Annotated in this window: 25 protein-coding genes; 6 read left to right on the top strand and 19 right to left on the bottom strand. The window is 67.3% G+C overall.

The features are described from left to right. Nucleotides 1-52: 52 nt before the first annotated feature. From U1703_RS03815 to epsC, 9 genes are all read right to left on the bottom strand, one after another. A complete protein-coding gene (locus tag U1703_RS03815) occupies nt 53-1,264 on the bottom strand; it encodes a UxaA family hydrolase (RefSeq protein ID WP_332784637.1) in 1,212 nt (403 codons plus the stop codon). Further along, nucleotides 1,261-1,560, bottom strand: a complete 300-nt coding sequence (locus U1703_RS03810; RefSeq protein WP_332784636.1) for a UxaA family hydrolase — start codon at nt 1,558-1,560, stop codon at nt 1,261-1,263. The genes U1703_RS03815 and U1703_RS03810 overlap by 4 nt, the downstream gene beginning before the upstream one ends. After that, nucleotides 1,557-2,585, bottom strand: coding sequence for an aldo/keto reductase (locus U1703_RS03805; protein ID WP_332784635.1), 1,029 nt, complete (start codon nt 2,583-2,585; stop codon nt 1,557-1,559). The genes U1703_RS03810 and U1703_RS03805 overlap by 4 nt, the downstream gene beginning before the upstream one ends. Beyond that, nucleotides 2,582-3,469: an amidohydrolase family protein gene (locus U1703_RS03800; protein WP_332784634.1), complete on the bottom strand. Its 888-nt coding sequence runs from the start codon at nt 3,467-3,469 to the stop codon at nt 2,582-2,584. Before U1703_RS03800 ends, U1703_RS03805 begins: the two co-directional genes overlap by 4 nt. Then, nucleotides 3,466-4,197, bottom strand: a complete 732-nt coding sequence (locus U1703_RS03795; protein WP_332784633.1) for an SDR family oxidoreductase — start codon at nt 4,195-4,197, stop codon at nt 3,466-3,468. The genes U1703_RS03800 and U1703_RS03795 overlap by 4 nt, the downstream gene beginning before the upstream one ends. Continuing rightward, nucleotides 4,194-5,507, bottom strand: coding sequence for an L-fucose:H+ symporter permease (gene fucP / locus U1703_RS03790; RefSeq protein WP_443025758.1), 1,314 nt, complete (start codon nt 5,505-5,507; stop codon nt 4,194-4,196). The genes U1703_RS03795 and fucP overlap by 4 nt, the downstream gene beginning before the upstream one ends. A 408-nt stretch (nt 5,508-5,915) precedes the next feature. Then, nucleotides 5,916-6,761, bottom strand: a complete 846-nt coding sequence (locus U1703_RS03785) for a fumarylacetoacetate hydrolase family protein (protein ID WP_332784631.1) — start codon at nt 6,759-6,761, stop codon at nt 5,916-5,918. Between the two features lie 99 nt (nt 6,762-6,860). Continuing rightward, nucleotides 6,861-7,601 carry a gamma-glutamyl-gamma-aminobutyrate hydrolase family protein gene (locus U1703_RS03780; protein WP_332784630.1) on the bottom strand — a complete coding sequence of 247 codons (741 nt, stop codon included), beginning with the start codon at nt 7,599-7,601 and terminating at the stop codon, nt 6,861-6,863. After that, nucleotides 7,598-8,584 carry a serine O-acetyltransferase EpsC gene (gene epsC / locus U1703_RS03775; RefSeq protein WP_332784629.1) on the bottom strand — a complete coding sequence of 329 codons (987 nt, stop codon included), beginning with the start codon at nt 8,582-8,584 and terminating at the stop codon, nt 7,598-7,600. Before epsC ends, U1703_RS03780 begins: the two co-directional genes overlap by 4 nt. Before the next feature lie 209 nt (nt 8,585-8,793). Between epsC and U1703_RS03770 the strand changes: the two genes are divergently transcribed. After that, nucleotides 8,794-9,813, top strand: coding sequence for a class 1 fructose-bisphosphatase (locus U1703_RS03770; protein WP_332784628.1), 1,020 nt, complete (start codon nt 8,794-8,796; stop codon nt 9,811-9,813). Between the two features lie 208 nt (nt 9,814-10,021). Here the strand turns inward: U1703_RS03770 and U1703_RS03765 are convergent, their stop codons facing one another. The 9 genes from U1703_RS03765 to U1703_RS03725 all read right to left on the bottom strand — a co-directional run bounded on the left by U1703_RS03765 (nt 10,022) and on the right by U1703_RS03725 (nt 18,908). After that, on the bottom strand, nt 10,022-11,044 hold the full coding sequence (locus U1703_RS03765; protein ID WP_332784627.1) for a LacI family DNA-binding transcriptional regulator: 1,023 nt from the start codon (nt 11,042-11,044) through the stop codon (nt 10,022-10,024). 165 nt (nt 11,045-11,209) lie between these two features. Then, complete coding sequence (locus U1703_RS03760; protein WP_332784626.1) at nt 11,210-12,892, bottom strand: GMC family oxidoreductase; 1,683 nt, start codon at nt 12,890-12,892, stop codon at nt 11,210-11,212. A gap of 30 nt (nt 12,893-12,922) precedes the next feature. Further along, nucleotides 12,923-13,756, bottom strand: a complete 834-nt coding sequence (locus U1703_RS03755; RefSeq protein WP_332784625.1) for a sugar phosphate isomerase/epimerase family protein — start codon at nt 13,754-13,756, stop codon at nt 12,923-12,925. Continuing rightward, on the bottom strand, nt 13,753-14,328 hold the full coding sequence (locus U1703_RS03750) for a gluconate 2-dehydrogenase subunit 3 family protein (protein WP_332784624.1): 576 nt from the start codon (nt 14,326-14,328) through the stop codon (nt 13,753-13,755). Before U1703_RS03750 ends, U1703_RS03755 begins: the two co-directional genes overlap by 4 nt. Next, nucleotides 14,325-15,155, bottom strand: a complete 831-nt coding sequence (locus tag U1703_RS03745; RefSeq protein ID WP_332784623.1) for a 3-keto-disaccharide hydrolase — start codon at nt 15,153-15,155, stop codon at nt 14,325-14,327. The genes U1703_RS03750 and U1703_RS03745 overlap by 4 nt, the downstream gene beginning before the upstream one ends. An 11-nt stretch (nt 15,156-15,166) precedes the next feature. After that, entirely contained in the window at nt 15,167-16,090 is a 924-nt protein-coding gene (locus U1703_RS03740) for a hydroxypyruvate isomerase family protein (protein ID WP_332784622.1), read from the bottom strand. Continuing rightward, on the bottom strand, nt 16,087-17,391 hold the full coding sequence (locus U1703_RS03735; protein WP_332784621.1) for an MFS transporter: 1,305 nt from the start codon (nt 17,389-17,391) through the stop codon (nt 16,087-16,089). Before U1703_RS03735 ends, U1703_RS03740 begins: the two co-directional genes overlap by 4 nt. Before the next feature lie 69 nt (nt 17,392-17,460). Then, on the bottom strand, nt 17,461-18,519 hold the full coding sequence (locus tag U1703_RS03730; RefSeq protein WP_332784620.1) for a sugar phosphate isomerase/epimerase family protein: 1,059 nt from the start codon (nt 18,517-18,519) through the stop codon (nt 17,461-17,463). Continuing rightward, complete coding sequence (locus U1703_RS03725) at nt 18,516-18,908, bottom strand: c-type cytochrome (RefSeq protein WP_332784619.1); 393 nt, start codon at nt 18,906-18,908, stop codon at nt 18,516-18,518. The genes U1703_RS03730 and U1703_RS03725 overlap by 4 nt, the downstream gene beginning before the upstream one ends. Nucleotides 18,909-19,030: 122 nt before the next feature. Between U1703_RS03725 and U1703_RS03720 the strand changes: the two genes are divergently transcribed. Together U1703_RS03720 and U1703_RS03715 are read left to right on the top strand one after the other, a co-directional pair. Next, complete coding sequence (locus U1703_RS03720) at nt 19,031-20,218, top strand: Gfo/Idh/MocA family protein (protein ID WP_443025751.1); 1,188 nt, start codon at nt 19,031-19,033, stop codon at nt 20,216-20,218. 75 nt (nt 20,219-20,293) lie between these two features. Continuing rightward, on the top strand, nt 20,294-21,070 hold the full coding sequence (locus tag U1703_RS03715) for a hypothetical protein (protein ID WP_332784617.1): 777 nt from the start codon (nt 20,294-20,296) through the stop codon (nt 21,068-21,070). A gap of 9 nt (nt 21,071-21,079) precedes the next feature. On the opposite strand, the gene U1703_RS03710 is transcribed toward U1703_RS03715, so the two are convergent. Continuing rightward, nucleotides 21,080-21,556 (bottom strand): DUF4126 family protein, encoded by a 477-nt coding sequence (locus tag U1703_RS03710; protein ID WP_332784616.1) that lies wholly within the window; start codon nt 21,554-21,556, stop codon nt 21,080-21,082. A gap of 93 nt (nt 21,557-21,649) precedes the next feature. Between U1703_RS03710 and U1703_RS03705 the strand changes: the two genes are divergently transcribed. From U1703_RS03705 to U1703_RS03695, 3 genes are all read left to right on the top strand, one after another. Next, nucleotides 21,650-21,856: a hypothetical protein gene (locus U1703_RS03705; protein WP_332784615.1), complete on the top strand. Its 207-nt coding sequence runs from the start codon at nt 21,650-21,652 to the stop codon at nt 21,854-21,856. Between the two features lie 6 nt (nt 21,857-21,862). Continuing rightward, nucleotides 21,863-22,819 (top strand): aldo/keto reductase, encoded by a 957-nt coding sequence (locus tag U1703_RS03700; protein WP_332784614.1) that lies wholly within the window; start codon nt 21,863-21,865, stop codon nt 22,817-22,819. A 67-nt stretch (nt 22,820-22,886) separates the two neighbouring features. Continuing rightward, complete coding sequence (locus U1703_RS03695) at nt 22,887-23,252, top strand: response regulator (protein WP_320452599.1); 366 nt, start codon at nt 22,887-22,889, stop codon at nt 23,250-23,252. Nucleotides 23,253-23,265 lie beyond the last annotated feature (13 nt).

Below are 23,265 nucleotides of genomic sequence, written 5' to 3'. Positions count from 1 at the left end.
CACTGTCCCGCCGCCTTTCACGCTGGGAGAAGCCGAACCCTACGCCCCGCCGTCACGCCACCTGCGGCAGGCACGCAGGCCCCTTCGCGCCCGCCGCCTTGTAGGTCAGGATGAACTCTTGGTGCCCCAGCGCCTCGGACTTGGTTTCCGCGCCCGCCGACACCGCGACGATCAGGTCGACGATCTCGGCCCCGACCTCATCCAGCGTCGCATCGCCGTACAGGATACGGCCCGCATTCACGTCCATATCGCCTTCCATCCGGGCATACATTTCCGGGTTGGCGGCGACCTTGATCACCGGCGAGATGGCGGAGCCGACGACCGAGCCGCGCCCGGTGACGAAAAGGTTGATATGCGCGCCGCACGCGATCAACTCCCCAATCTCGGCATTGTCGACGATATTGGGAAAGCCGAACTTGGGGTCGCCCGCAGGCACCACGTCGAGCAGGTATAATCCCGGACCCGGCGCCTGTTCGGCGGGCAGGATCACGCCGGTGATCGGACGGCTGCCCGACTTGGCATAGGCGCCCGCCGACTTTTCCTCCTGGCTCGACAGGCCGCCTTCCGCATTGCCGGGCGCGAAGCTGCCATAGCCCATCGCCCGGTAATAACGCTCGGCCTGCGCGACCGAGGCGATCAGGTCCTGCGCCACTTCCGGCGTCGCGGCGCGCTCCGCCATATGCCCCTCGCACCCGATCATCTCGCCCGTTTCCTCGAAGATGCAGATCGCGCCCGCATCATACAGCGCGTCGAAGGCGCGGCCGACCGCCGGGTTGCCGGTGATGCCGCTGGTCCCGTCCGATCCGCCGCAGATCGTGCCGATCACCAATTCCGATACGGTCATCGGCACGCGCACGGCCTGCGCATCCGCCGCCGCACGGACGCGCCCGACCGCGGCGATCCCCGCCTCCATCGCGCCGCGCGTGCCGCCCGACTGCTGGATGACGATCGTCTCGACCGGGCGGCCCTGCTCGCGCGCATGGGCGGCCAGCGCCTCGCGGTTGAAGCTCTCGCACCCCAGCGACAGCAGGACCACGCCGCCGACATTGGGATGCGTGGTCAGCGCCTTCATCATCGCCAGCGCATAGTCATTGGGGTAGCAGCCGGGAAAGCCGATCAACTGCACGCGCGGGTCGTCCATCCTGTCGACGATGCGCCGCGCGACATGATGCGCGCATTCGACCAGATAGACGACGACGATCGCATCGCGAATGCCCTTGCGCCCGTCCGGCCGGGCCCAGGCCTGCCACGTCCGCCCGGTCATGCATGATCTCCGTGCGCGTCGCGCAGATGCGCGGGGATATAGTCGCTTTGCATATTGTGCATATGGACCCAGCCTCCGGCGGGTGCGGATCGCGTCATCGAACCGATGGGCATGCCGTATTTGACGACCTTGTCCCCGCTCGCCAGCGGCACCACCGCCAGCTTGTGGCCCAGCGCCACCTGCTCGGTGATGGTCAGGGCGTGGCCGTCGACCATGATCTCCTCGCCGGGCTCGACCGTGCGGCAACAGACGGCGACATTGTCGGTCGGCGTCAGCCGGATCGCGGCGACGCTCATGCGTCTTCTCCGGGCAAAGGCGCGTCGGGGCGGACCAGCCCTGCGGCGCGCAGGTCTGCCCAGAAAGCGGGCGGAATAGGCTCGGCATAAAGTCGCATCGTGTCGGATACCTGTTGCGGATCGGCGATACCGGGAATGACGCTGGCCACCTGGGGATGGGCCAGAACGAAGGCGAGCGCGGCGGCAGGCAGCGATACGCCGTGCCGCGCCGTCACCGCCTCCAGCGCGCGGACCTTGCCACGCACCTCCTCTGGCGCGGGGGCGTAGTTATAATGTCCGGCAGCGGCGCTGCCGGTGGCCAGTATGCCGCTGTTATACGGCCCCCCGACGATGACCGCCGTATCCGCCGCCGCACAGGCGGGGAAGAACGCATCGAGCGCCTCCTGCTCCAGCAGCGTATAGCGCCCGGCCAGCAGGATGACATCGAACCGCGCAACCGCCATCAAGTCCAGGCAGACTTCGACCTCGTTCACGCCCAGGCCGAAACCCCGAATGGCCCCCTCGTCGCGCAACCGCTCCAGCGCCTTTAGCCCGCCGCCCTGGATCAACTGCTCGCGGTACGTCGCGTCCGCCTCGCCATGCGTGGCCCGGCCGATATCGTGGACGAACAGCAGGTCGACCCGCGCCAGCCCCAGCCGTTGCAGGCTATGCTCGTGGCTGCGCAGGATAGCGTCATGGGTATAGTCGTAGCGCGCACGGAACGGCATGGCGGTGTGGAAGCCATCGCGTTCTCGGTCGTCGGTGATGCTCGCGTCCGGGTCCATCAGCCGCCCGACCTTGGTCGAGACGATCACGTCCCCGCGCCCGCGCAGCGCATCGCCCAACCGCCGCTCGCTCAGCCCCCGGCCATAATGTGGCGCGGTGTCGAAATAGCGAAAACCCGCGACCAGCGCGGCGTCCAGCGTCGCGGCGGCACGGGTGTCGTCGATCGCGGCATAGAGATTGCCCATCGCCGCCGCCCCGAAACCCAGTTCGGGCAGCGTCCAGTCGCTCGCACGGACCCGGCGTCGTGGAATATCGGTCACAGCTTCAGCCCCAGTCGATAGATACGATTGGCGTTGCGCCCCCACAGGTCGCGCCGTTCATCGTCAGAAAAGCCGGTCAGCAGATCCTCATAGGCCCCCAGCGTCCGGTCGAGATCGGCGGCGAGCCGGTCGGTCGGGAAATTGGTCGCGACCATCACGCGATCGGTGCCGAACCGGTCGATCACCTCGGCCACGATGTCGGCGAAGGCGGCGGGGTCGAAACGCGGGCCGATGAAACCGGCGCCCGACAGCTTGATCGCGGCGTGCGGCATGGCGGCAAGGGCGATGATCCCGGCGCGCCATTCCTCCAGACCGTCCGCCAGAATGGGAAGGGCCAGATGGTTCAGGATCACCGGAACCTCGGGATGCTGCCACGCCACTTCGGCCAGCCCCGCCAGTTGCGGCGGAAAACCGTGAAAGTCGAAGCTCAGGCCATGGCGGCCCAGCATCGCATACCCCGCCCGCCAACGCGGATCGCGTGTCGGGTCATGGGGACAGGCCCGGCGCGCCATATCGGTCGGATGCCAGTTGATCAGGTGGCGGATGCCCTTCACATGCGGATGCCCCGCCTGCCACGCGAGCAGCGGCTCGATCGCGGGATGATCCAGCGCAACCCGCGCAACGATGCCGCTGGGCAGCCCATTGTCATGGGCGACCCGGTTCAGCCAGACCGTCTCGTCCGCCCCATGGGCAGGATCGGCACCCGCATCGACATGGACCGCGCCGACCAGGTTCCACGCATGCAGCTCCGCCTGGTAATCGGCGATGCGATAGGACGGCGCGATCGGCGCATTCTCCGCCGCGTCCAGCCAGGGGTAGCGCAGCACGCCGTGGTCCCACAGGTGGAAATGGGCATCGACGAAGGGCGGCCGCGCAGCGTTCACGCCATCGTCCATCCGCCGTCGATGGCGTGCATCTGCCCGGTCGTATAGGCGCTCTCGTCCGAAGCGAGGTAAAGGGCGAGCGCGGCAATCTCCTCCGCCCGGCCCAGCCGGCCCATGGGCTGGCGCGCGACGAAGGCGGCACGGGCGGCATCCGCATCGCCGGTCGCGGCCAGTCGCTCGTCCAGGCTGGGCGACTGCACGGTGCCGGGGCAGATCGCGTTGCAGCGTATGCCCTTGCCGACGAAATCCAGCGCGACCGAGCGGGTGATCCCGGCGACGGCCCCCTTGGACGCGCAGTAGGCATAACGGTTGGGCACGCCGATCATCGCGCCCGCGACCGACGCCATGTTGACGACCGATCCGCCGCCTTGCGCGATCATCGCGGGCAGGAACGCCTGAAGCATATGGGTGATCGCATGGACGTTCAGGTCGAACGACAGGCGATAGCCCGCATCCTGGGTCGCCAGCAGGTCGCCCGCATCGACATAGCCCGCGCAGTTGAACAACACGTCCACGGCACCGGTCCGCTCGCCGAACGCCGCGATCGCCGCCGGATCGAGCAGGTCGAGCACCTGCGTCTCGCACCCCGCCAGCGTCGCCAGCGCATCGGCATTGCGATCGATAGCGATCACCACGGCCCCTTCGGCTGCGAACAGCTCGGCGGCGGCACGGCCGATGCCCTGGCCCGCGCCGGTCACGATCGCCCGCTTACCCTGCAGACGGTTCATGCATGATTCTCCTGATGGCGCCCCAGGAACAGGGCGAAAGCGGCGACGACCGCGAAACTGAGTGTCGGGACCAGCATCGCGACGGTGATCCCCGCACGATCGGACACCAGGCCCATCAGCGCGGTCAGCCCCGCCCCGCCGATGATCGCCATCACGATCAGCGAGGCCCCGGCACGGCGCAGCGGCCCCAGCCCCTCTATGCCGAGCGCGAAGATCGTCGGGAACTGGATCGACATGAAGAAGCTGGCGGCGACCAGCGCGACCAATCCCGGCCAGCCGCCCAGCACCGCCGCCACGGCGGTCAGCACGATCGACAGCCCGGCGAACAAGGCCAGCAGCCGGACCGGCGCGGCGCGCCCCATCAGCGCGCTGCCCAGGAACCGCCCGGCAGCGAACAGGACCAGCGACACGAACAGCGCATCCGCACCGCTGCGTTCGTTCAGGCCCGCATTCGCCTGCGCATAACGGATGGTATAGCTCCACACCCCCACCTGCGCGCCGACATAGAAGAATTGTGCGACGACCGCGCCGAGCAGGCGCTTGCGGCGAAACACATCGACAAAACGACCGCCGGAGGACGGGCCATCGCTCGCCCGGTAGGGCGTACCGCTGGGGAAGCGCACCAAAGCCGCGGCCAGCGCGAACAGCAGCACGACGATCGCGATCGCGACATAGGGCGGCGCGATCGCCTGCACCTCGGCCTTGTAGAAGGCGGTGCGGGCGGCGGCATCCATCGTGGCGAGCGCACGCTCGTCATGTTCGATGCCCGACAGGATGAAGTTGCGCCCGATCAGGATGCCGGTGATCGCACCCAGCGGATTGGCCGCCTGCGCCCAGTTCAACCGCCGCGTCGCCCCCGCCGGATCGCCCAGCTCGCCCATCAACGGATTGGCCGAGGTCTCCAGGAACGCCAGCCCGGCCGCGATCACGAACAGGCCGAGCAGGAACAGCTGGTACATGCTGGCCGCCGCCGCCGGATAGAAGAGCAACGCGCCGGTGCCGTACAGCACCAGCCCCAGCACGATCGCCGCCTTGTACCCGAACCGGCGCATGACCATCGAGGCGGGCACCGCGAGCAGGAAATAACCGAGATAGAAGACCTGCTGGACGAAGCTGGTCCCGAAATCGCTGAGCGTGAAGGCCTTGCGAAACTGCGCGATCAGGATGTCGTTCAGGTTGTTGGCCATGCCCCACAGGAAGAACAGGCTGACCGTGATGACCATGGCGGGCAGGAAACCGCGCGCGACGGTGCCGGACGCGGCGTCGGAACGGGAATGGTCCGCAGACACGGGCGACAGATGGACGGGCATCGGCATCAGGCATGGCCTCCGCGATACGGTCCGGCTCCGATTGGCGCCATGACGGCTCCTTCTCCATGAAATCTTGCTTTTATGAGCGAGATTGTACGGACATGGAGCCGATGAAGGCAAGAGGTATCAAGACCGGGCCGCATGCGTTTATCGCACGGTTCGATCGGCCTCTCCCATTCCTCCCCTTACAGGGGGAGGTGGCAGGCCGAAGGCCTGACGGAGGGGTGTCCCGCTTGGCAAGGAAGGACAAACCAGTGACGGCCCCTTTCACCCCGCTCCGCCAGCATCCCTCTAAAACACTCCGTCCTTCCCACCCCGGCGGAGGCCGGGGTGGTCCATGTTTTCGGGAACGTGCCAGCTTTCGCAGAGCAATCCCTCAGGGGAGGAATGAAATAGAGATGTGCTCGATCAACCCGCCGCGACGAACCGCTGACTCTGCTCGCCCAGGCCGTCGATGCCCAGCCGTACCGTCTGACCGGCGCGCAAATAGGTCGGCGGCGTCTGGCCCATGCCGACGCCCTTTGGCGTGCCGGTGCTGATGATATCGCCGGGCTCCAGCGTGCAGAACTGGCTGACATACGACACGATCTGCGCGACGGTGAAGATCATGTCCGAGGTGTTGCCGTCCTGATAGCGATGGCCGTCGACCTCCAGCCACAGGCGAAGCGCCTGCGGATCGCCCACCTCGTCGGCGGTGACGAGCCAGGGGCCGGTCGGGCCGAAGGTGTCGCAGCCCTTGCCCTTGTCCCAGGTGCCGCCGCGCTCCAGCTGATAGGCGCGCTCGCTGACATCGTGCACGACGCAGTAACCCGCGACATGCGCCAGCGCCTCGCTCTCCGCGACGTAGCGCGCGCGGGTGCCGATCACCACGCCCAGCTCGACTTCCCAATCGGTCTTTTCGGACCCACGCGGAATTTCGACATCGTCATTGGGGCCGACGATCGCGCTCGACCATTTGCCGAAGATGACGGGTTCGGCCGGGATGGGCAGATTGCTCTCGGCGGCATGGTCGCGGTAGTTCAGGCCGATACAGACGAACTTGCCCGGTCGCGCGATGCACGAGCCCAGCCGCGGATCACCCTCGACCAGCGGCAGCGTGGCCGGATCGAGCGCGGCGATCTCGGCCAGCCCTCGCGTTGTCAGCCGTTCGCCCGCCAGATCACCCAGCACCTCGGGCAAGGCCCGGATACGGCCATCCGTATCGAGCAGCCCGGCACGCTCCTGCCCCAATTCGCCATAACGCAGCAGCTTCATCGACCCGGACTCCATGCAAGGGGTGTGTTCCCCCTTCTCTTATCCAGCCGGGCCCGGCGCTGTCACTCGCCAATATGATAGTCCGCTCGCAAATGCCGGTCAGGCGTGCGCGCGAATCGACTCGCCCATGGCGGCGAAAAAGCCTTGCGCGACGCCGCATGTCGCAATGTCCCATTCGGGATGCCACTGCACCGCCAGCACGTCCGCGTCGCAGCCGGGCGCCCGGAATGCCTCGATCAGTCCGTCCTCGGCATCGCGTGCCTCGACCACCAGGCCATAGCCCAGCCGGTCGACCCCCTGCTGGTGCACCGAATTGACCCGCACCCGGCGATGCGCGCTATTCCGGGCCAGCACGCCGCCGGGCATCAGGTCGACCGTGTGCTGGTGCGCGAACAGCGATTCGTAATCGGCGTCCCAACTGCCGCGATGATGGCGCGGCAGGCCGCCCAGGCAGGTCAGCGAGCCGCCGAACAGCACATTGATCTCCTGCATCCCCCGGCAAATGCCGAACACGGTCTTGCCCCGGTCGATCATCCGCCCGGCCAGCGCCAGCGCGACCGAATCGCGCTGCGGATCGCAGGCCGATGCCGCGAGTTCCGCGCAGTCGCCATATTGGGCGGGCGCAACGTGCGAGCGGCCGCCGGTCAGCAACAGGCCGTCAAGCATGTCGGCCATCATCACCGTGTCGACCGCTTCGGGAATGGCCGGCACGATCACCACGCTTGCGCCGCACAGCGTGACCAGCGGATCGATGAAACGGGTCGCGACCGCCTGGATCGGGCGGTTCGCCACCTCGTTGCCGCACATCAGGCCGATGATGGGCTTGCGCTTCTCCGTCATGCCGTCCCCTCCAGCTCCTGGCGCAGCGCCCGCCCCTCCGCGCGCTGCAAGGCCCGCGCCTCCGGCTGCACGAGTACGCTGTCGGGCGCGACATCGGTCAGCAGCCAGACATTGCCCCCGATCACCGAGCGCGCGCCGATGGTGACACGACCCAATATGGTCGCGCCAGCATAAATGATGACGTCGTCCTCGACGACCGGATGGCGGGCGAAGCGGTCGCGGGGCGAACGCGGCGCGGTGCCCAGCGCCGAACGCGCACCCAGCGTCACATGCTGATAGACGCGGACCCGCTCACCGATGATCGCGGTCTCGCCGACCACGACGCCGGTGCCGTGGTCGACGAAGAAATGCCGCCCGATGGTCGCCCCCGGATGAATGTCGATCCCGGTTCGCTCATTGGCGAGTTCGGAGATCATGCGCGCCACGATCGGCGCGCCCAGGCCATTCAACTCATGCGCGATCCGGTGGTGCAGGCTGGCGATGGCGCCGGGATAGCAGAGCAGGATCTCGTCCACGCTGCGCGCGGCGGGATCGGCCAGGAACGCCGCCTCGACATCGGTGTCGATCAGCGCGCGTATGTTGGGCAGGGTCGCGCCGAACAGCCGGGCGATCAGCGCGGCCTGTTCGGGCGGAAACGCCTCGCCCGCATCCTTCTGCCAATAGGCGAGCTCGGCCCCGATCTCACGCTCCAGCGCGGTCAGCGCGGCGAGCAGCTTGGCGGCCACGAACCGGTCTTCCTCGGCCACGTTCCCGCGAAAATGGCCCAGGCGGCGCGGATAGAGCGCGGCGGCGACCAGCGCGACGACATCCTCGACCCCGGCACGGGCGGGAAAACGCTCGACATCGCGGGTGCCGTCCTGCCGCGCCCGCCAGCCTTGCCGCGCGGCGCGCAGGCCCGACACGATCCCGTCGATACCGGTCGCGGACTCCCGGTCCGAACCCTGGTCATAGGCGGCGGCAACACTGAACGGCTTGGTCGACATGGGCGATCCTCCGACCTGCATCATATCCTATCGCGGCCATAGGATATAACAGAAATGCTACACCCCAATAAAGCACGACCTTTGCTGAACCGCGGATTGCGCACGCGGAACGGCCGGTCCATGGTCCGCGCCGCCGATACGGCGCGGTCCGGCGGGAGGGAGCCCGGCGGGCCGACCAGCCCCATGCCCTTCCCGGAGCATATGCGACGATGACGACCCCGCGCCAGACGACGCTGACCCGTTTCCTGATCGAGGAGCAGCGCCGCTCCGAAGAGACCTGTCCCGCCGAACTCCGCCTGCTGATCGAAACGGTGGCGCGCGCGTGCAAGGCGGTGAACCAGGCGATCTCGAAGGGCGCGCTGGGCGACGTACTGGGTTCGCTGGGCAGCGAGAATGTGCAGGGCGAGGTCCAGAAGAAGCTGGACGTGATCGCCAACGACCTGCTGCTCGACGCCAATGAATGGGGCGGACACCTGGCCGCGATGGCGTCGGAGGAGATGGAGACGATCCACCGTATCCCCAACCGCTTCCCGCGCGGCGAATATCTGCTGCTGTTCGATCCGATTGACGGGTCGAGCAACGTGGATGTCGACTTGTCGGTCGGCACCATCTTCTCGGTCCTGCGCGCGCCCGAGGATTGCGCGGGCCGCGAGGTGACCGAGGAGGACTTCCTCCAGACCGGCCGGGCGCAGGTGGCGGCGGGCTATGCCATCTATGGCCCGCAGACGCTGCTGGTCCTGACCGTCGGCACCGGCGTGTACGAGTTCACGCTGGACCGCGAGATCGGGTCTTGGCGGCTGACCGACGGACCGATGCGGATCCCGACCGGCACGAAGGAATTCGCGATCAACATGGCACGCCGCCGCCAATGGTCGCCCGGCATCGCCCGCTATATCGAGGAACGCATCCTGGGCACCGAGGGGCCGTGCGGCGTCGACTACAACATGCGCTGGACCGCCTCGATGGTGGCCGACATCCACCGCATCCTGAAGCGCGGCGGCGTATTCCTCTATCCCGCCGACGACCGGGCGGGCGGCAAGGCCAAGCTGCGCCTGTTGTACGAGGCCAATCCGATGAGCTTCCTGATCGAACAGGCGGGCGGCGCGTCGATCGATGGCGCTATCCCGATCATGGATGTCGAGGCGGTCGGCCTGCACCAGCGCGTCGGCGTCGTCCTGGGCGACCCGGAGGAAGTGACGCTGATCGCGGAATATGGACGCACGGGGTAATCCCGCCCTTCGTGACCACCCCGGCGAAGGCCGGGGCCCAGGCTCCAACAAGCCTGTGGCGCGCCGGGCGAGTCGGGGCAGGCCGGTGCATCCCGTCCCCGCCGGTTCACCGCAACGGGGCCCCGTCTTCGCCGGGGTGCCGGTTGTCGTGAAGTCAGGGTTGCCGCATTATCCCCGTTCAGCCTGAGCGAAGTTGAAGGCCACGCCCCTACCCCGGCCCCACCGACTCCCGCGCGACCAGTTCGAAATCGAGCACCCGATCCTCCACCGCCTGCGAGCGGAGCGAGGCCAGTACCTGCTCCACCGCGCGAAAGGCCATGTCACCCACCGGCTGGCGAACGACGGTCAGCGGCGGCCAGAGACGCGCGGCGATGGCGGTGTCGTCGAACCCGGTCACCGCCAAGTCATCGGGCAGGCGCAGCCCCATGCGATGCGCCGCGCCGATCAGGCCCGCTGCCATGTCGTCACTGCTGCACAGAATCGCGCTCGGCCGTTTCGGTAGCGTCAGCAACGCTCGCCCCGCCTGCGCACCTGACTCCGGATCGAAGCCACACCGCACGACCAGCGCCGAATCATAAGCGACCCCGCTCGCCGCCAGCCCGTCGCGAAACCCCGCCAGCCGCTCCGCCGCGACCGAGAACGTATCGGGCCCCGCCAGAAAGCCGATCCGCCGATGCCCCCGCCCCGCGACATGCGCCGTCACCGCCGCCATCGCCGCACGGTTGTCGATCCGCACGGTCGAGATATCGGCCATGCGCTGCCCCGTCGCGATCGCCGCCGCCGCCACGCCGAGTTCGGCGAACAGCCCCGATCCGCTCAGCAACTCGGCAAAGGGCGGCACCAGCAGCACCCCCGCCGCGCCGCTCTGCACCAGGGAACGCACCGCCGCCTCGGCGGCCTGGCGGGTCAGTTCCTCCTCGCCTTGCGCGATGAACTGCAACCCGCGCGCATTGGTCGCCCGCAGCGCGCCGAGCAGGATCGAATCGATGAACGGCGTCCCCCGGCTGCTATAGACTAGCCCCAGCGTGGTCGCCCCCGCCTTGGCCAGGCGGCGGGCGGCGATATTCGGCCGGTATCCCAGTTCCTCGATCGCGGCGAGCACGGCGGCGCGCGTCGCGGGGCCGACCTTGCCCGCGCCGTTGATGACGTTGGACACGGTCATCGCCGACACACCCGCACGCTCGCCGACCGCGCGGATGGTGACGCCTTCGGGGCGTTTAGTAGCCGACATTCAACCCCTTCCTCCCCTGCAAGGGGAGGGCGACCATGCGCCAGCATGGTGGAGGGGTGTCCCCGTTGGCGAGGAATATCCACCTCTCCGACCGGGACACCCCTCCGTCAGGCCTGCGGCCCGGCACCTCCCCTTGCAGGGGAGGAATGAAAGTCACGTCCCGATTCAAACCGCCCCCGCCTTCAGCCCCTTGACCGCATGGTCCGCCGCGCGGGCGGTCAGCGCCATGAAGGTCAGCGAGGGGTTCACGCACGACACCGACGCCATCTGCGCGCCGTCGGTGACATAGAGGTTCGAGGCGTCATGCGCCTGGCTCCACTTGTTGAGCACCGAATTGCGCGGGTCCGCGCCCATCCGCGCGCCGCCCATTTCGTGGATCGCGTCGCCCGGCACATGCTCGGACTCGCCGCTGGTCACGTTCTTCAGGCCCGCCGCGCGCAGCATCGCCTCGCCCTCGCGCCGGGCGTCGGCCATCATCTTCAACTCGTTGTCGCGGAAAGTGACGTCGAATTTCATCAGCGGCACCCCGAACCGGTCGACCTTGCTGCTGTGAAGCGACACGCGATTATCCTCATAGGGCAGGCATTCGCCGAACGCGCCCATGCTGAACTGCCACGGGCCATAGCGGCGCATACCATGCTTCATCTCAGCGCCGAAGCCGACCGGCTTGGCCGCGTTGCGATAGGCCGAACCCTGATAGCCATAGCCGCGCCGGAACCCCAGCCCCTCGTCACCCTTCAGGTTGCGGAAGCGCGGGACATAGACGCCGCCCGGACGACGGCCATATTCGATCAGGTCGTCCATGCCGGGGATCTCGCCCGACACGCCGACGCGGAAGATATGGTCCATGACATAGCGACCCAGCGTCCCGCTGCTGTCGAAATGGCTGCGCTCCGATCCGGCGGCGCGCGAGTTCATGAGGATCTGCACCGACGCCATGGCCGAGGCGCAGACGAAGACCAGGTTCGCATTGACCGTCTGCGCCTGCCCCGTCTTGGTATCGACATAGCGGACGCCGGTGACCTTCTTCCGGGCAGGATCATAGTCGATCCCCGTCACCACCGCATCCGACTGGAGCGTCAGCCGCCCGGTCGCGCGCGCGGCGGGCAGGGTCACCGCCTGGGTCGAGAAATAGGCGCCGAACGAGCAGCCATTGCCGCACTGGTTGCGGAACTGGCACTTGGTGCGGTTCTGGTCGGGCTTGTCCTCGGTCATGTTGGACAGGCGGGTGTGGATCAGCTTGCGGCCGGGAAACTGGCCCTCCAGCCGTTCCTTCAGCCATTTTTCCGCGACGTTCATCGGCATCGGCGGCTGAAACTCGCTGTCGGGCAGATAGGGCAGGTTCTCGCGCGAGCCCGACACGCCGATATATTTCTCGACATAGGAATACCACGGCGCGACGTCGTCGTACCGGATCGGCCAGTCGGCGGCGACGCCCTCGCGCTTGTTCGCCTCGAAATCGTCGGGACTCCAGCGGAACGACCAGCGTCCCCAGATCAGCGACTTGCCGCCGACCGCGCCGGGGCGGATCCAATAGAATTTGCTGCCCTCGTCATAGGCATAGGGGTTCAGCCGGTCGTCATTGTAGAATTTCTGGTTGCTGGGCGCGACATAGCCGTGCCTGGCGATGAAATAATCGCTCTCCACCAGCGGCTTGGGCATGATGTTGCGCGCGGGTACCTCAAAGGCGGGCTTGCCGTCATAAGGATAGCCCTCGCCATGTTCGACCATGACGCCCCGGTCGAGCATCAGGACGCGCAAGCCCTTTTCGGTCAGTTCCTTGGCGGCGAAACCGCCGCTGATGCCCGACCCGATCACGATCGCGTCGAAACGGTTCGTCGCCGCCATGGCTATCCTCCCTAAAATCTTGTTATCGTGTCAGAAACGCAAGGTACTGAGCGTCCGGTAGCTGGTCGTGATGTCGGGCAGATAGGGCGCGGGCGCCTGGTCGTTCTCGACATAGAAATGCTTTACGCCCGCCATGCGGTTGAGCTTGAACAGCGCGGCGAAGTCGATCGTGCCCGCGCCCACCGCCGTCATGCTGCCATCGGCACGCGCATCCTTGACGTGATAGGCATAGATGCGCCCGGCATGACGCCGGATCAGCGCGGCCGCATCCTGCCCCGCATGGATCGCCCAGTAGAGGTCGATCTCCAGCTTCACGAGCGCCGGGTCGGTCGCCTTCAGCATCCGGTCGTACAGGCTGATGCCACCGGGCCGGTTGGTGAACTCGAAATCATGATTGTGATAGGCAAAGCCCAGCCCGGCCTTCTTCAACCCCTCGGCGAAGCGATTGAAGTTGGGCAGCGCGGCATTCCACCCCGCCTCGGTCCGGTGCTCGTCAGTCATATAGGGCAGGACGACCGTATCGGCACCCAGCGTCTTGGCCATCGCCACCGACTTGTCGAAATTGCCCAGCAACGCGTCATAACCGATATGCACCGACGGCGCCTTCAGCCCCAGCCGGTCCTGCGTGCGGCGGAGCATGGCATGGTCCATCGCGTCATAGCCGCCCCCGCCATATTCGACTTCGCGATACCCGATCCTCGCCACCGCCTCGAGCGTCTTGACCGGATCGGCCGCGAACAGCTCGCGGATCGTATAGAGCTGAAGCCCGATCCGCCCCAGTTGAGCGGCCTGCGCGGTGCCCGGCAACAGCGCGGCGGCACCCAGGCCCAGCCCTGCGCCCATCAGCGAACGACGGTCGATCATGCCGAATATACCTTGTTGACCTGAGAATAGGGAAAGGCGCCGTTATATTCGCCGGGCACCGGCAGATATTCGCGCTCCTGCGTGATGCCGATCTCCGACGTGTAATAGCCGGTGATGACCAGCTGCCGGAACGGCTCGAAAAAGGCGCGGCCCTCGGGCAGCACGCCTTCCATCGCCTCGGTCAGCAGCGTGTCCTGCTGCGCCGCGCTCGCCTTGGCGGCGGGGATGCGGTTGACGCTCTGGCTGCGCGCCTCGATCGCGTTCAGCCCGGCGATGATCGGCAATCTGTCGTCGGGCCCGGCCCAGTCGGCCAGCATCTTCTCGATGAACTCGGGCACCTTGGCCGCGATCGCGCCAGGCGTGTCGGTGGTCGGAATCACCCGCTCGGACAATGCGACCATCGTCGCGCGCTGGGTCGGGGTGAAGACGGCGTCGCTGGGCGGGCCTTCGGAGATGATGGGAATGCCCCCTCGCGCCTGCTCCACCGCCCCCGCTGCACGGGCGATGGGCGCGAACAGCGCGGAGCCGAACATGGCGGTGATCCCCGCCAGCGCATGTCTACGGTCTATCATCGGGCATCCTCCGGCAGGTCCTGCGCGATCGCCTCGGGCGGCAGGCGGCGGACCCAGATGTTGCGGAACGAAACGGGTGAATCGTGATCCTGAAGCTGGATCGGCGCGGCGTCGCCATGCGCCTGGTATTTCTCGACCTGGCGCCAGACGGTCGTGCCCAGCACCGCCTGATGGTTCTGGACGACGACGCCGTTCAGCAGGGCGGTGACATAAGCGGGACGCAGCAGCTTGCCGTCGGCGGCGAAGCGTGGCCGCTCGAAGATGATGTCGTAACTCTGCCACGCACCGGGCTTGCGCGCCGCGTTCACCAACGGCGGCTTCCAGGCATAGACCGCGCCGACCTGGCCATCGGCATAGGTCGGGTTGTCATAGCCGTCGAGGATCTGCACCTCGTAGCGTTGCATGAACCAGATGCCGCTATTGCCCCGATCCTGCGACGACTTTTGCGGCGGGTTGGGCGAGCGGAATTCGAGGTGCAGTTGCACGTCGCCGAAGCTCTCCTTGCTGACCAGCACGCTCTCCGCCTTGCCGTCGCGCGGCGGCACGGTCAGCACGCCGTCCTTCAGGACCCAGGGCTTGCCGCTGGGCGTCCAGCCATCCATCGAGCGCCCGTCGAACAGCACCACCGCATCGGACGGCGCGCCGCCCGCTACCGCGGCGGGTGTCACCACCTCGGGCGCGGGCCGGTCGGGATCATGGACATGCCATTTGCCGCCGGGCAGCATCGGCGTGTCGCGGAACCCCATGCCCGGCTTGACCTGGCCCGGCTTGTCCTGGGCCAAGGCACCACTCGCCAATATCACGGCGATCAACGGTAGCATCCGCATCGCTCCCCTCCTCATGCTGTCGGATCGATCGCGCGATAGGCCGCGATCAGCCTGTCTTCGCCCGCCCTGCCCTTGATCGAATTGCCATGTTCCATGCCGATCACGCCGGTGTAGGCGCGCTCCTTCAGGTAGCGGCAGACATTGGCGTAATTGACCTCGCCGCTGCCCGGTTCGTTGCGGCCCGGATTGTCGCCGAACTGGATATAGCCGATCTCCCCCCAGCACAGCTTGAGCGTGGGGATCAGGTTCCCGGCCTGGATCTGTTCGTGATAGAGGTCGGCCAGCACCTTCACGCCGGGGCTGTTCACCCCGCGCGCCACGGCATAGCCCTCCGCGATCGACTGCATGAAGACGCCCGGATGATTGGTCCGTGTGTTCAACGGCTCCATCACCAGCGTCAGGCCATGCGGCGCGACGATATCGCCCGCCCGGCGCATGACGTCGATGACGCGGCCCTGCTGGATCGCGGGATGAAGCTTCCTGTCCAAGAAGCCGGTGACGACGGTGGCGCATTTGGCATTGGCGCGCTTGGCCACCTCGACCGCGTTTCGCACATCGGCCAGGAACGCGCTGCGCTCGGCCTCGTCATCGCCGCCGAGCAAGGGCCGCGAGTCCGCCCATTTGGGCATGGAGGCGACGAAGACCCCCATCGTCATGTTCCGCTGGCGCAGCGCCCGGGCGATCGCCTCCTGCTCGGCGACCGGGCGCAGGGCATATTCATTGTCTTCCCAGGCCCAGAAACCCTGGTCGGCGGCGAAGGCGATCTGTTCGACCGAACTCGCACCCCGGCTGGCGAAGCTGCCCAGATGCGGCGCGAAGCCCAACGTGAAGCGCGCGGTGTTGGAGGCTGGGCCCACTTTCCGCCCCGCCAGCGCGGCGGCGGTCGGAACCGCGGCGGCCAGACCACCCATGACGGTACGGCGCGATACGGTCATGCCGCCGCGCCCAGCGTCGCCTTGCGCGGACGCCGCCGCTCGGCCAGCCAGATGCCGCCGAATACGAACAGCAGGATGACCGGCACGATCGCCAATCGCGCAAAGGACTGCGACGCCGCCGCATCCTCGACCTGACGCAGCGCTTCGCCGGTCAGCCGCTTGAACGCCTCCGGCCCACCGGCCAGCTCGACCTTGGCCGCATCGAACATTGCGCCCAGTTGCGGCAGGACGAAGAAGCTGGCCAGCGCCCCCGCCGAGCCGACCAGCCCCAGCGCCCACGCGCCGCCGCGCGGATACCGCTCCGCGACCGAGGCCAGCATGGTTGGCCACATCGCGCAGACGCCCAGGCCCCAGACGGTCGAGGCCAGGATCGCCGCGACCGGCGACTGCGCGCGCGACAACAGGAACAGGCCGATGCCCGCCATCAGGCTCGACACCCAGAGCAGCCCCGGATTGGACAGCCGCCCCGCGATCCGCCCGGCAAAGTGGCGGAAAACGAACATCAGCGCGCTGACATAGACCAGCAGCAATATGCCGCGCATGCCGACCCGGCTGCTCAGCGCCACGTCGAGCCACTGGCCCGGTGCCAGTTCGGACGCGGCGGTCAGGAACATCGCACCGAACCAGACAAAGAAGCTCGGCCGCCTGAACACCTCCGCGATCATGCCGCCGAAGCCGACGTCGCGCACTTCGCGCGGAACCGGCGGGAAATGCGTGGTCGCCGCCATCACCAGCACGCCGAGCGCGGGGATGAGGACCAGCGCCATGATCGCCTGCCACGACAGGACTTCGGCCAGCAGCACGCCCGCCAGCCCGCCGACGATCAGCCCGCCGGGATACCAGGCGTGGAGCACGTTCAACCGGTGCGTCGTTTCCTCCGGGTAAAGCCGCGCGGTCAGCGGGTTGATCGACGCTTCCGCCAGGCCCCAGCCGATCCCGCTGAGCAGCATCCCGCCCCAGACGATGTGATAGACTGCCATGCCGCTGGCCACCTGTCCCGCGCCGATGATCGCCGTCGTGCCAACGAGGAAACACACGCCGCAGCCGATCAGCATCTGCCGCGCGCCGATCCGGTCGAGCAGCGCGCTCGCCACGAACAAGGTCGCGGCAAAGCCCAGAAACGCCGAGCCCAGTGCCGAGCCGATCAGTTCGCCCGCCTGGACCGGCGCGATGGGATCGATCCACTGCGCCTTCAGGCTGCTCGCCACCGCCGCGCGCAAGGCCGCGCTCGCCGCCGCCGTGAACAGCGCCAGCACGCTCAGCCAGAACAGTCGCGACCGATTGTCCGGTATCGCCTCCATGCCCCTCTCCTGCTTATATTTTTTGTCAGACTTTACCTTCCGGGGCGGATGGTCAAGCCATTGCAATCGTTAAATTCCCAGCCAGCGCCGATTGGCATCGGGATCACCCCCACCGGCAAAATCGTCAAAGGCGCGCTCGGCCCGGCGGATCATGTGCGCCGCGATGAAAGGTGCCCCCTCACGCGCGCCGTCCTCCGGATGTTTCAGGCAGCATTCCCATTCCAGCACCGCCCAACCGGCGTAACCATATTGGGCGAGCTTGGAGAAAATCCCGCCGAAATCGACCTGTCCGTCGCCCAGCGACCGGAAGCGTCCCGGCCGGTCCACCCAGTCGCTATAGCTGCCATAGACGCCCGCACGCCCGGTCGGGTTGAACTCGGCATCCTTGACGTGGAACATGCGGATGCGGTCGTGGTAGAAATCGATGAATTGCAGGTAATCCATCGCCTGCAACACGAAATGGCTGGGATCGTAGAGGATGTTGGCGCGACCATGCCCGCCCACCGCGTCCAGGAACCGTTCGAAGGTCGTGCCGTCGTGCAGATCCTCGCCGGGATGCAGTTCATAGCAGAGGTCGACCCCTTCCTCCTCGAACGCATCCAAGATCGGCCGCCAGCGCTTGCCCAGTTCGGCAAAGCCCTCCGCCACCAGCCCGGCGGGCCGCTGCGGCCAGGGATAGACGAAGGGCCAGAGCAGCGCGCCGGAAAAGGTCGCATGCGCCTTCAGCCCCAGTCGCCGACTGGCCTTGGCGGCGTAACGGAGCTGCTGGACCGCCCATTGCTGGCGCTCGGCGGGCTTGCCCCGCACCGCCTCGGGCGCGAAGCCGTCGAACGCCGCGTCATAGGCCGGGTGCACCGCGACCAGCTGGCCCTGCAAATGGGTGGACAGTTCGGTGATCGCCACCCCCGCCTCGGCACAGCGCCCAGCTAGGTCGTCGCAATAATCCTGGCTTTCGGCGGCCGCTTTCAGGTCGATGCAGCGTGCATCCCAGGTCGGGATCTGCACGCCTTCATAACCCGCCTCCGCCATCCAACGCGCCGCCGAGTCGAGCGTGTCGAACGGTGCCGTGTCGCTCATGAACTGCGCCAGGAAGATGCCCGGCCCACGCATGGCGCCAGTAGCGGTCATTTCGCCGTCTCGGCCTTGAGGTACGCAATCAGCGCGGCGCGCTTGGCGGGGTCGGCGACGCCGATCGGCATCCGGGTGCCCGGCACCTTCTTCATCGGCGCCGCGATGAACTCGTTCAGCGTCTTGTCGTCCCATTTCAGCCCGGAGGCCTTCATCGCGGGCGAATAGTTGAAGCCCGCGACCGAGCCTGCCGGGCGTCCGAACACGCCGTTCAGATTGGGGCCGACACCGTTGCGCCCGCCCTTGTTCAACGTGTGGCAGGCCCGGCACGCGGCAAAGGCCTGCGCCCCCGCCGCCGGTGCGCTCTGCGCGACCGACGGGGCCTGCACGGCCAGCAGGATGGCGGCCAGGGCAGGCACCCCGGCGGCCAGCACGATCAGCTGCCTCATCCTCACTCTCCTGAAATTTTCTTATCCAGACTCGCTGGTTCGATCGGAAGTTTACCGTTAAACCAATGCCATGCAAGCACCGAATGTCGCGTTTGAAGCGGCACGGATGACGGGAGAGGATGATGGCGATGCGCAGGCTGAAATGGGCGATGGCGGGCGGCGGCGAGGGCGCGTTCATCGGCGGCGTGCACCGGATGGCGGCGGCGCTCGACGGGGACTGGGACCTGGTCGCGGGCACGTTCAGCAGCGATCCCGAGCGCAACCGGCGCAGCGGCGACTCGCTCGGCCTCGACCCCGCCCGCGTCCATGACACGATCGACGCGTTGCTGGCCGACGAGCGCACGCGGCCCGAGGGCGAGCGGGTCGATGCCGTCGCGATCGTCACCCCCAATCATCTCCATGCGCCGATGGCGATCGCCGCGCTGAATGCCGGTTTCCCAGTATTCAGCGAAAAGCCGATGGCGATGAACCTGGCCGAGGCGCAGGCCATAGCCGAGGCGGCACGGGCGTCGGGCCAGCTTTATGCGCTGGCCTTCACCTATAGTGGCTATCCGATGATCGAGGAGGCGCGCGCGCGCATCGCACGCGGCGACTTCGGGGCGATCCGGCTGGTCCATGTCGAATATGTCCAGGGCTGGCTGAGCAGCCCGCTCGACCGCGAGGGCAACAAGCAGGCCGAATGGCGCACCGACCCGGCACGCGCGGGGCTTGGCGGCGCGCTCGGCGATATCGGCACCCACGCCTTCCAGCTTGCCGAGCATGTGGCCGGGCTGCCGGTCGAGGCGCTGTCGGCGGACGTGACCACCCATGTGCCGGGGCGGATGCTCGACGACGACGTCAACGTCCTGCTGCGCTTCGCCGGGGGCGCGCGCGGCACACTGCGCGCGACCCAGGTGGCGGCGGGGGAGGAGAACGGCCTGCGCCTCCGCATCCATGGGCAGAAGGGTGGCCTCGAATGGTCGCAGATGGAGCCCAATACGCTCACCCTGCGCTGGCTCGACCGCCCGGCCGAGATCGTCCGCGCGGGCGGTCCGGGCCTGAGCCCCACCACCCTGCCCCGCCTGCGCACCCCCTCGGGCCATCCGGAGGGCTATATCGAGGCGTTCGGCAACCTCTACCGCGCGGTGGCGGGCAATTTGCGCGACGGTGGTCCGGCCGGGGGCGGCGAGCTTGGCGAGGCGACCTGGTTTCCGGGTCTGGAGCCGGGCCTCCGCACGATGGCGTTCGTCGAGGCAGTACTGGAAAGCGCGCGGTCGCAGGACAAGTGGACGGTGTTCCCGGTTCTGGACGGGAGCCACGAACGCGCTTGACGCTATTCCTACCAGTTCGATACGCTTTCGACATGATCTAGCGGGAATATGGTCATGCGGTGGTTGTGCGTCGGAATGACGCTGGTGGCGCTTGCGGGTTGCAGCAAGGCACCGGATAACGGGGCGGCCGGCGATACTGTCAGCAATGCCAGCAGCCTTGCCTTTTCCTATCGCTACGAACTGCGCCTGCCGTCGCAGCAGATCGCCGACATGCAGGAAGCCCAGGCGCAAGCGTGCGAAAGACTGGGACCGCAATGCCGGATCACCGGCATGGCCTATCATGTCGATAGCGCCGGCAACGCGTCTGCCAATCTCGACATGGCGGTCGTATCATCGCTGGCCCGCACCTTCGGCCGCGATGGCGTCAAGCGGGTCGAGGCAAGCGGCGGTGCGCTGACCGGCGCTGAAATCCTCGGTACCGACACCGCGCCCGCCATTCAGGGCGCGGACGCCTCTGTGGATGATACGGCCGCGGACCGTGCCACGCTCGACAGGCGGCTTGCCCTTCCGGGATTGTCACCGACTGAGCGGAGCGAATTGCTAGCCCGGCGTGCCGAACTGGATCGTCAGCGTCGCGACAGCCTGAACACCGTTGCCACCATGCGGGCGAGCGCGCTCACGACGCCGATCAGCTTCAACTATGCGGCCGGTAGCGGCGTAGGCTTGCAAGCCCGGCTGGCGGAGGCCGCGAACGTCGCTTATGCGTCCTTCACCTGGACGATCACCACGCTGCTGAGCCTCGTCGCCTATCTAGGGCCGCCTCTGCTGCTGCTTCTGGGACTGGCGCTGCTGTGGCATCGCCTTGGGCGACGCTGGTGGGCAAGGCTGTTCCCCACCACGCCGGGCGCCTGAAGGCGCGGCTTACCCCCGCCGCCCCCGGACGATACCCACCGCGCTCGCCAGCACGGCGGCGTCCTCGGCAAAGCCCGTCTTGGTCTGGCCATAGCGGCCCAGCGCCGCCATCCGCCCGCGCCAGCCGGGATAGGAGGCTACCACCGCCGTCACGCCGCCGATCGCCGCCCCCAGCCAGCGATGCTTCGGACCGGCCAGCGCCGCGCCCGCGATCGCCGAGGTCGTGAAGCGTGCCGCCAGCCCGATGGGAACGATCCGATCGGGGGCCGTCTTCTGCTTGTCGCCCGCCATCTCGCCGATTGCCAGCGCCAGCGTCCCCGTCGCGACGATCGGGTTGGCCAGATAGCGCAGCACGCCCTTGCCGACCGGCAACTGCCCCCGCGCGGCGGCGATCGACACGGCGGCCAGTGGCGTCATGGCGCGCTGTCCGCCGACCAGACCCATTTTGAACGGCGCGAGCAACGGGGTAAGGGAGAGGGCGGGCATGGCATTGACCTCGTGTCTGAAAATCCGATCGCCTTAACGCCTCGTCCCGGCCTGCGGGTTCCCCCTTTCCCTGCCGCCCCGGCTTTTGCCATGATGGCGACCATGATCCGCATCCTCACCGCCGCCGCCCTGCTGTCGCTCACCGCCTGTTCCGCTCAGGACCAGCCCAAGGGATTGAGCGCCGCCGAAAACGACCAGTTGAACGAGGCCGCCGCGATGCTGGATGCCAATGCAGTCGATCTGAACGCCTTGGCACCTTCGGACGTTGGGGCGGAAAATCCCACTGATAACGAAAGCTGACGCCCCATGACCGACATGCCGCTTCGCCGCCTGGGTTCGACCGACCTGATGATCGCCCCGCTGGTACTGGGCGGCAATGTCTTCGGCTGGACCGCCGACCGCGCGGCGAGCTTTGCGGTGCTCGACGCATTCGTCGATCAGGGCGGCGTGCTGATCGACACCGCCGACGTCTATTCCGCCTGGGTCGATGGCCATCAGGGCGGCGAGTCCGAGGCGATGATCGGCGAATGGCTGAAGGCCAGCGGCAAGCGCGACCAAGTGCTGATCGCGACGAAGGTCGGGATGCTGCCCGGTGAGGGCGGCGAGAAACTGGCCCCCGCCCGGATCGCCGCCGCGGCCGAAGCCTCGCTCAAGCGGTTGGGCACCGACCGGATCGACCTGTATTTCGCGCATCAGGATGACGAGGACCAGCCGCAGGAGGCGGTGATGGAGGCCTTTGCCAAGCTGGTCCAGGCGGGCAAGGTCCGGGTGATCGGCGCATCCAACTATCATGCGGCACGCCTGAAATCGGCAAACGAAGCCGCGCGCGATGCGGGCCTGCCGCGCTACCACGTGCTTCAGCCCGAATATAATCTGGTCAGCCGCCAGAAGTTCGAGGGCGAGTTGCAGGATTACTGCGTCACCGAGAATATCGGCGTGGTCCCCTATTACGGCCTAGCCGCCGGGTTCCTGACCGGCAAATATCGCAGCGACGCGGACCTGTCGCAAAGCGTGCGGGGCACAAAGATGAGCGAGCTGTTGCACGGCAAGGGTGCGGCGGTGCTGGAGGCGCTGGACGCCGTGGCCGAAGAAACCGACGCGACCCCGGCGCAGGTCGCGCTCGCCTGGCTCATGGCGCAACCCGGCGTGACCGCGCCGATCGCCAGCGCGACCAGCGTGAAGCAGCTGTTGGAGCTGACGCCTGCCATGCGCCTCGCCCTGACCGAAGCCCAATTGGCCCGGCTGACCGAGAGCTTGACTTGAGGCGAACAAACTTCAAGTATGTTAAGTCTTGGAACGGACAGATTTTCTCAGGAATTGAACGAGGCCTATGACAATCAAGCCTCCGACCATTCTGGTGGTCGATGACCAGCCTTTGCTGCTGTTGCACGTTCAGTTCGCTTTCGAGGATGCGGGGTACCGGGTGATCCAGGCGACCAGTGCCGATGAAGCGCTGGTCGCGCTGGACAGACACCCCGAAATTCGCGCGGTGTTCACCGATGTGACGATGCCGGGCACGCTCGACGGCGCGGCTCTTGCCACGCGGTTGCGCGAATCCCATCCGCATGTCGCGATCATCGTCACGTCCGGCGACGCGAACTATGTGCCCGACGCCCTGCCCGTGGGCGTTCGCTTCGTGCCCAAGCCCTATACGGGGTCGGGCATCATCCGGATGATTTCGGAAGAGGTCGTCTGAGCGACACCGGTGT

It is taken from the genome of Sphingomonas flavida, assembly GCF_036663655.1.
Classification (GTDB): domain Bacteria; phylum Pseudomonadota; class Alphaproteobacteria; order Sphingomonadales; family Sphingomonadaceae; genus Sphingomonas.
Note: the sequence above shows the minus strand (reverse complement) of the source record. Positions and strands in the feature narration are given on the sequence as shown.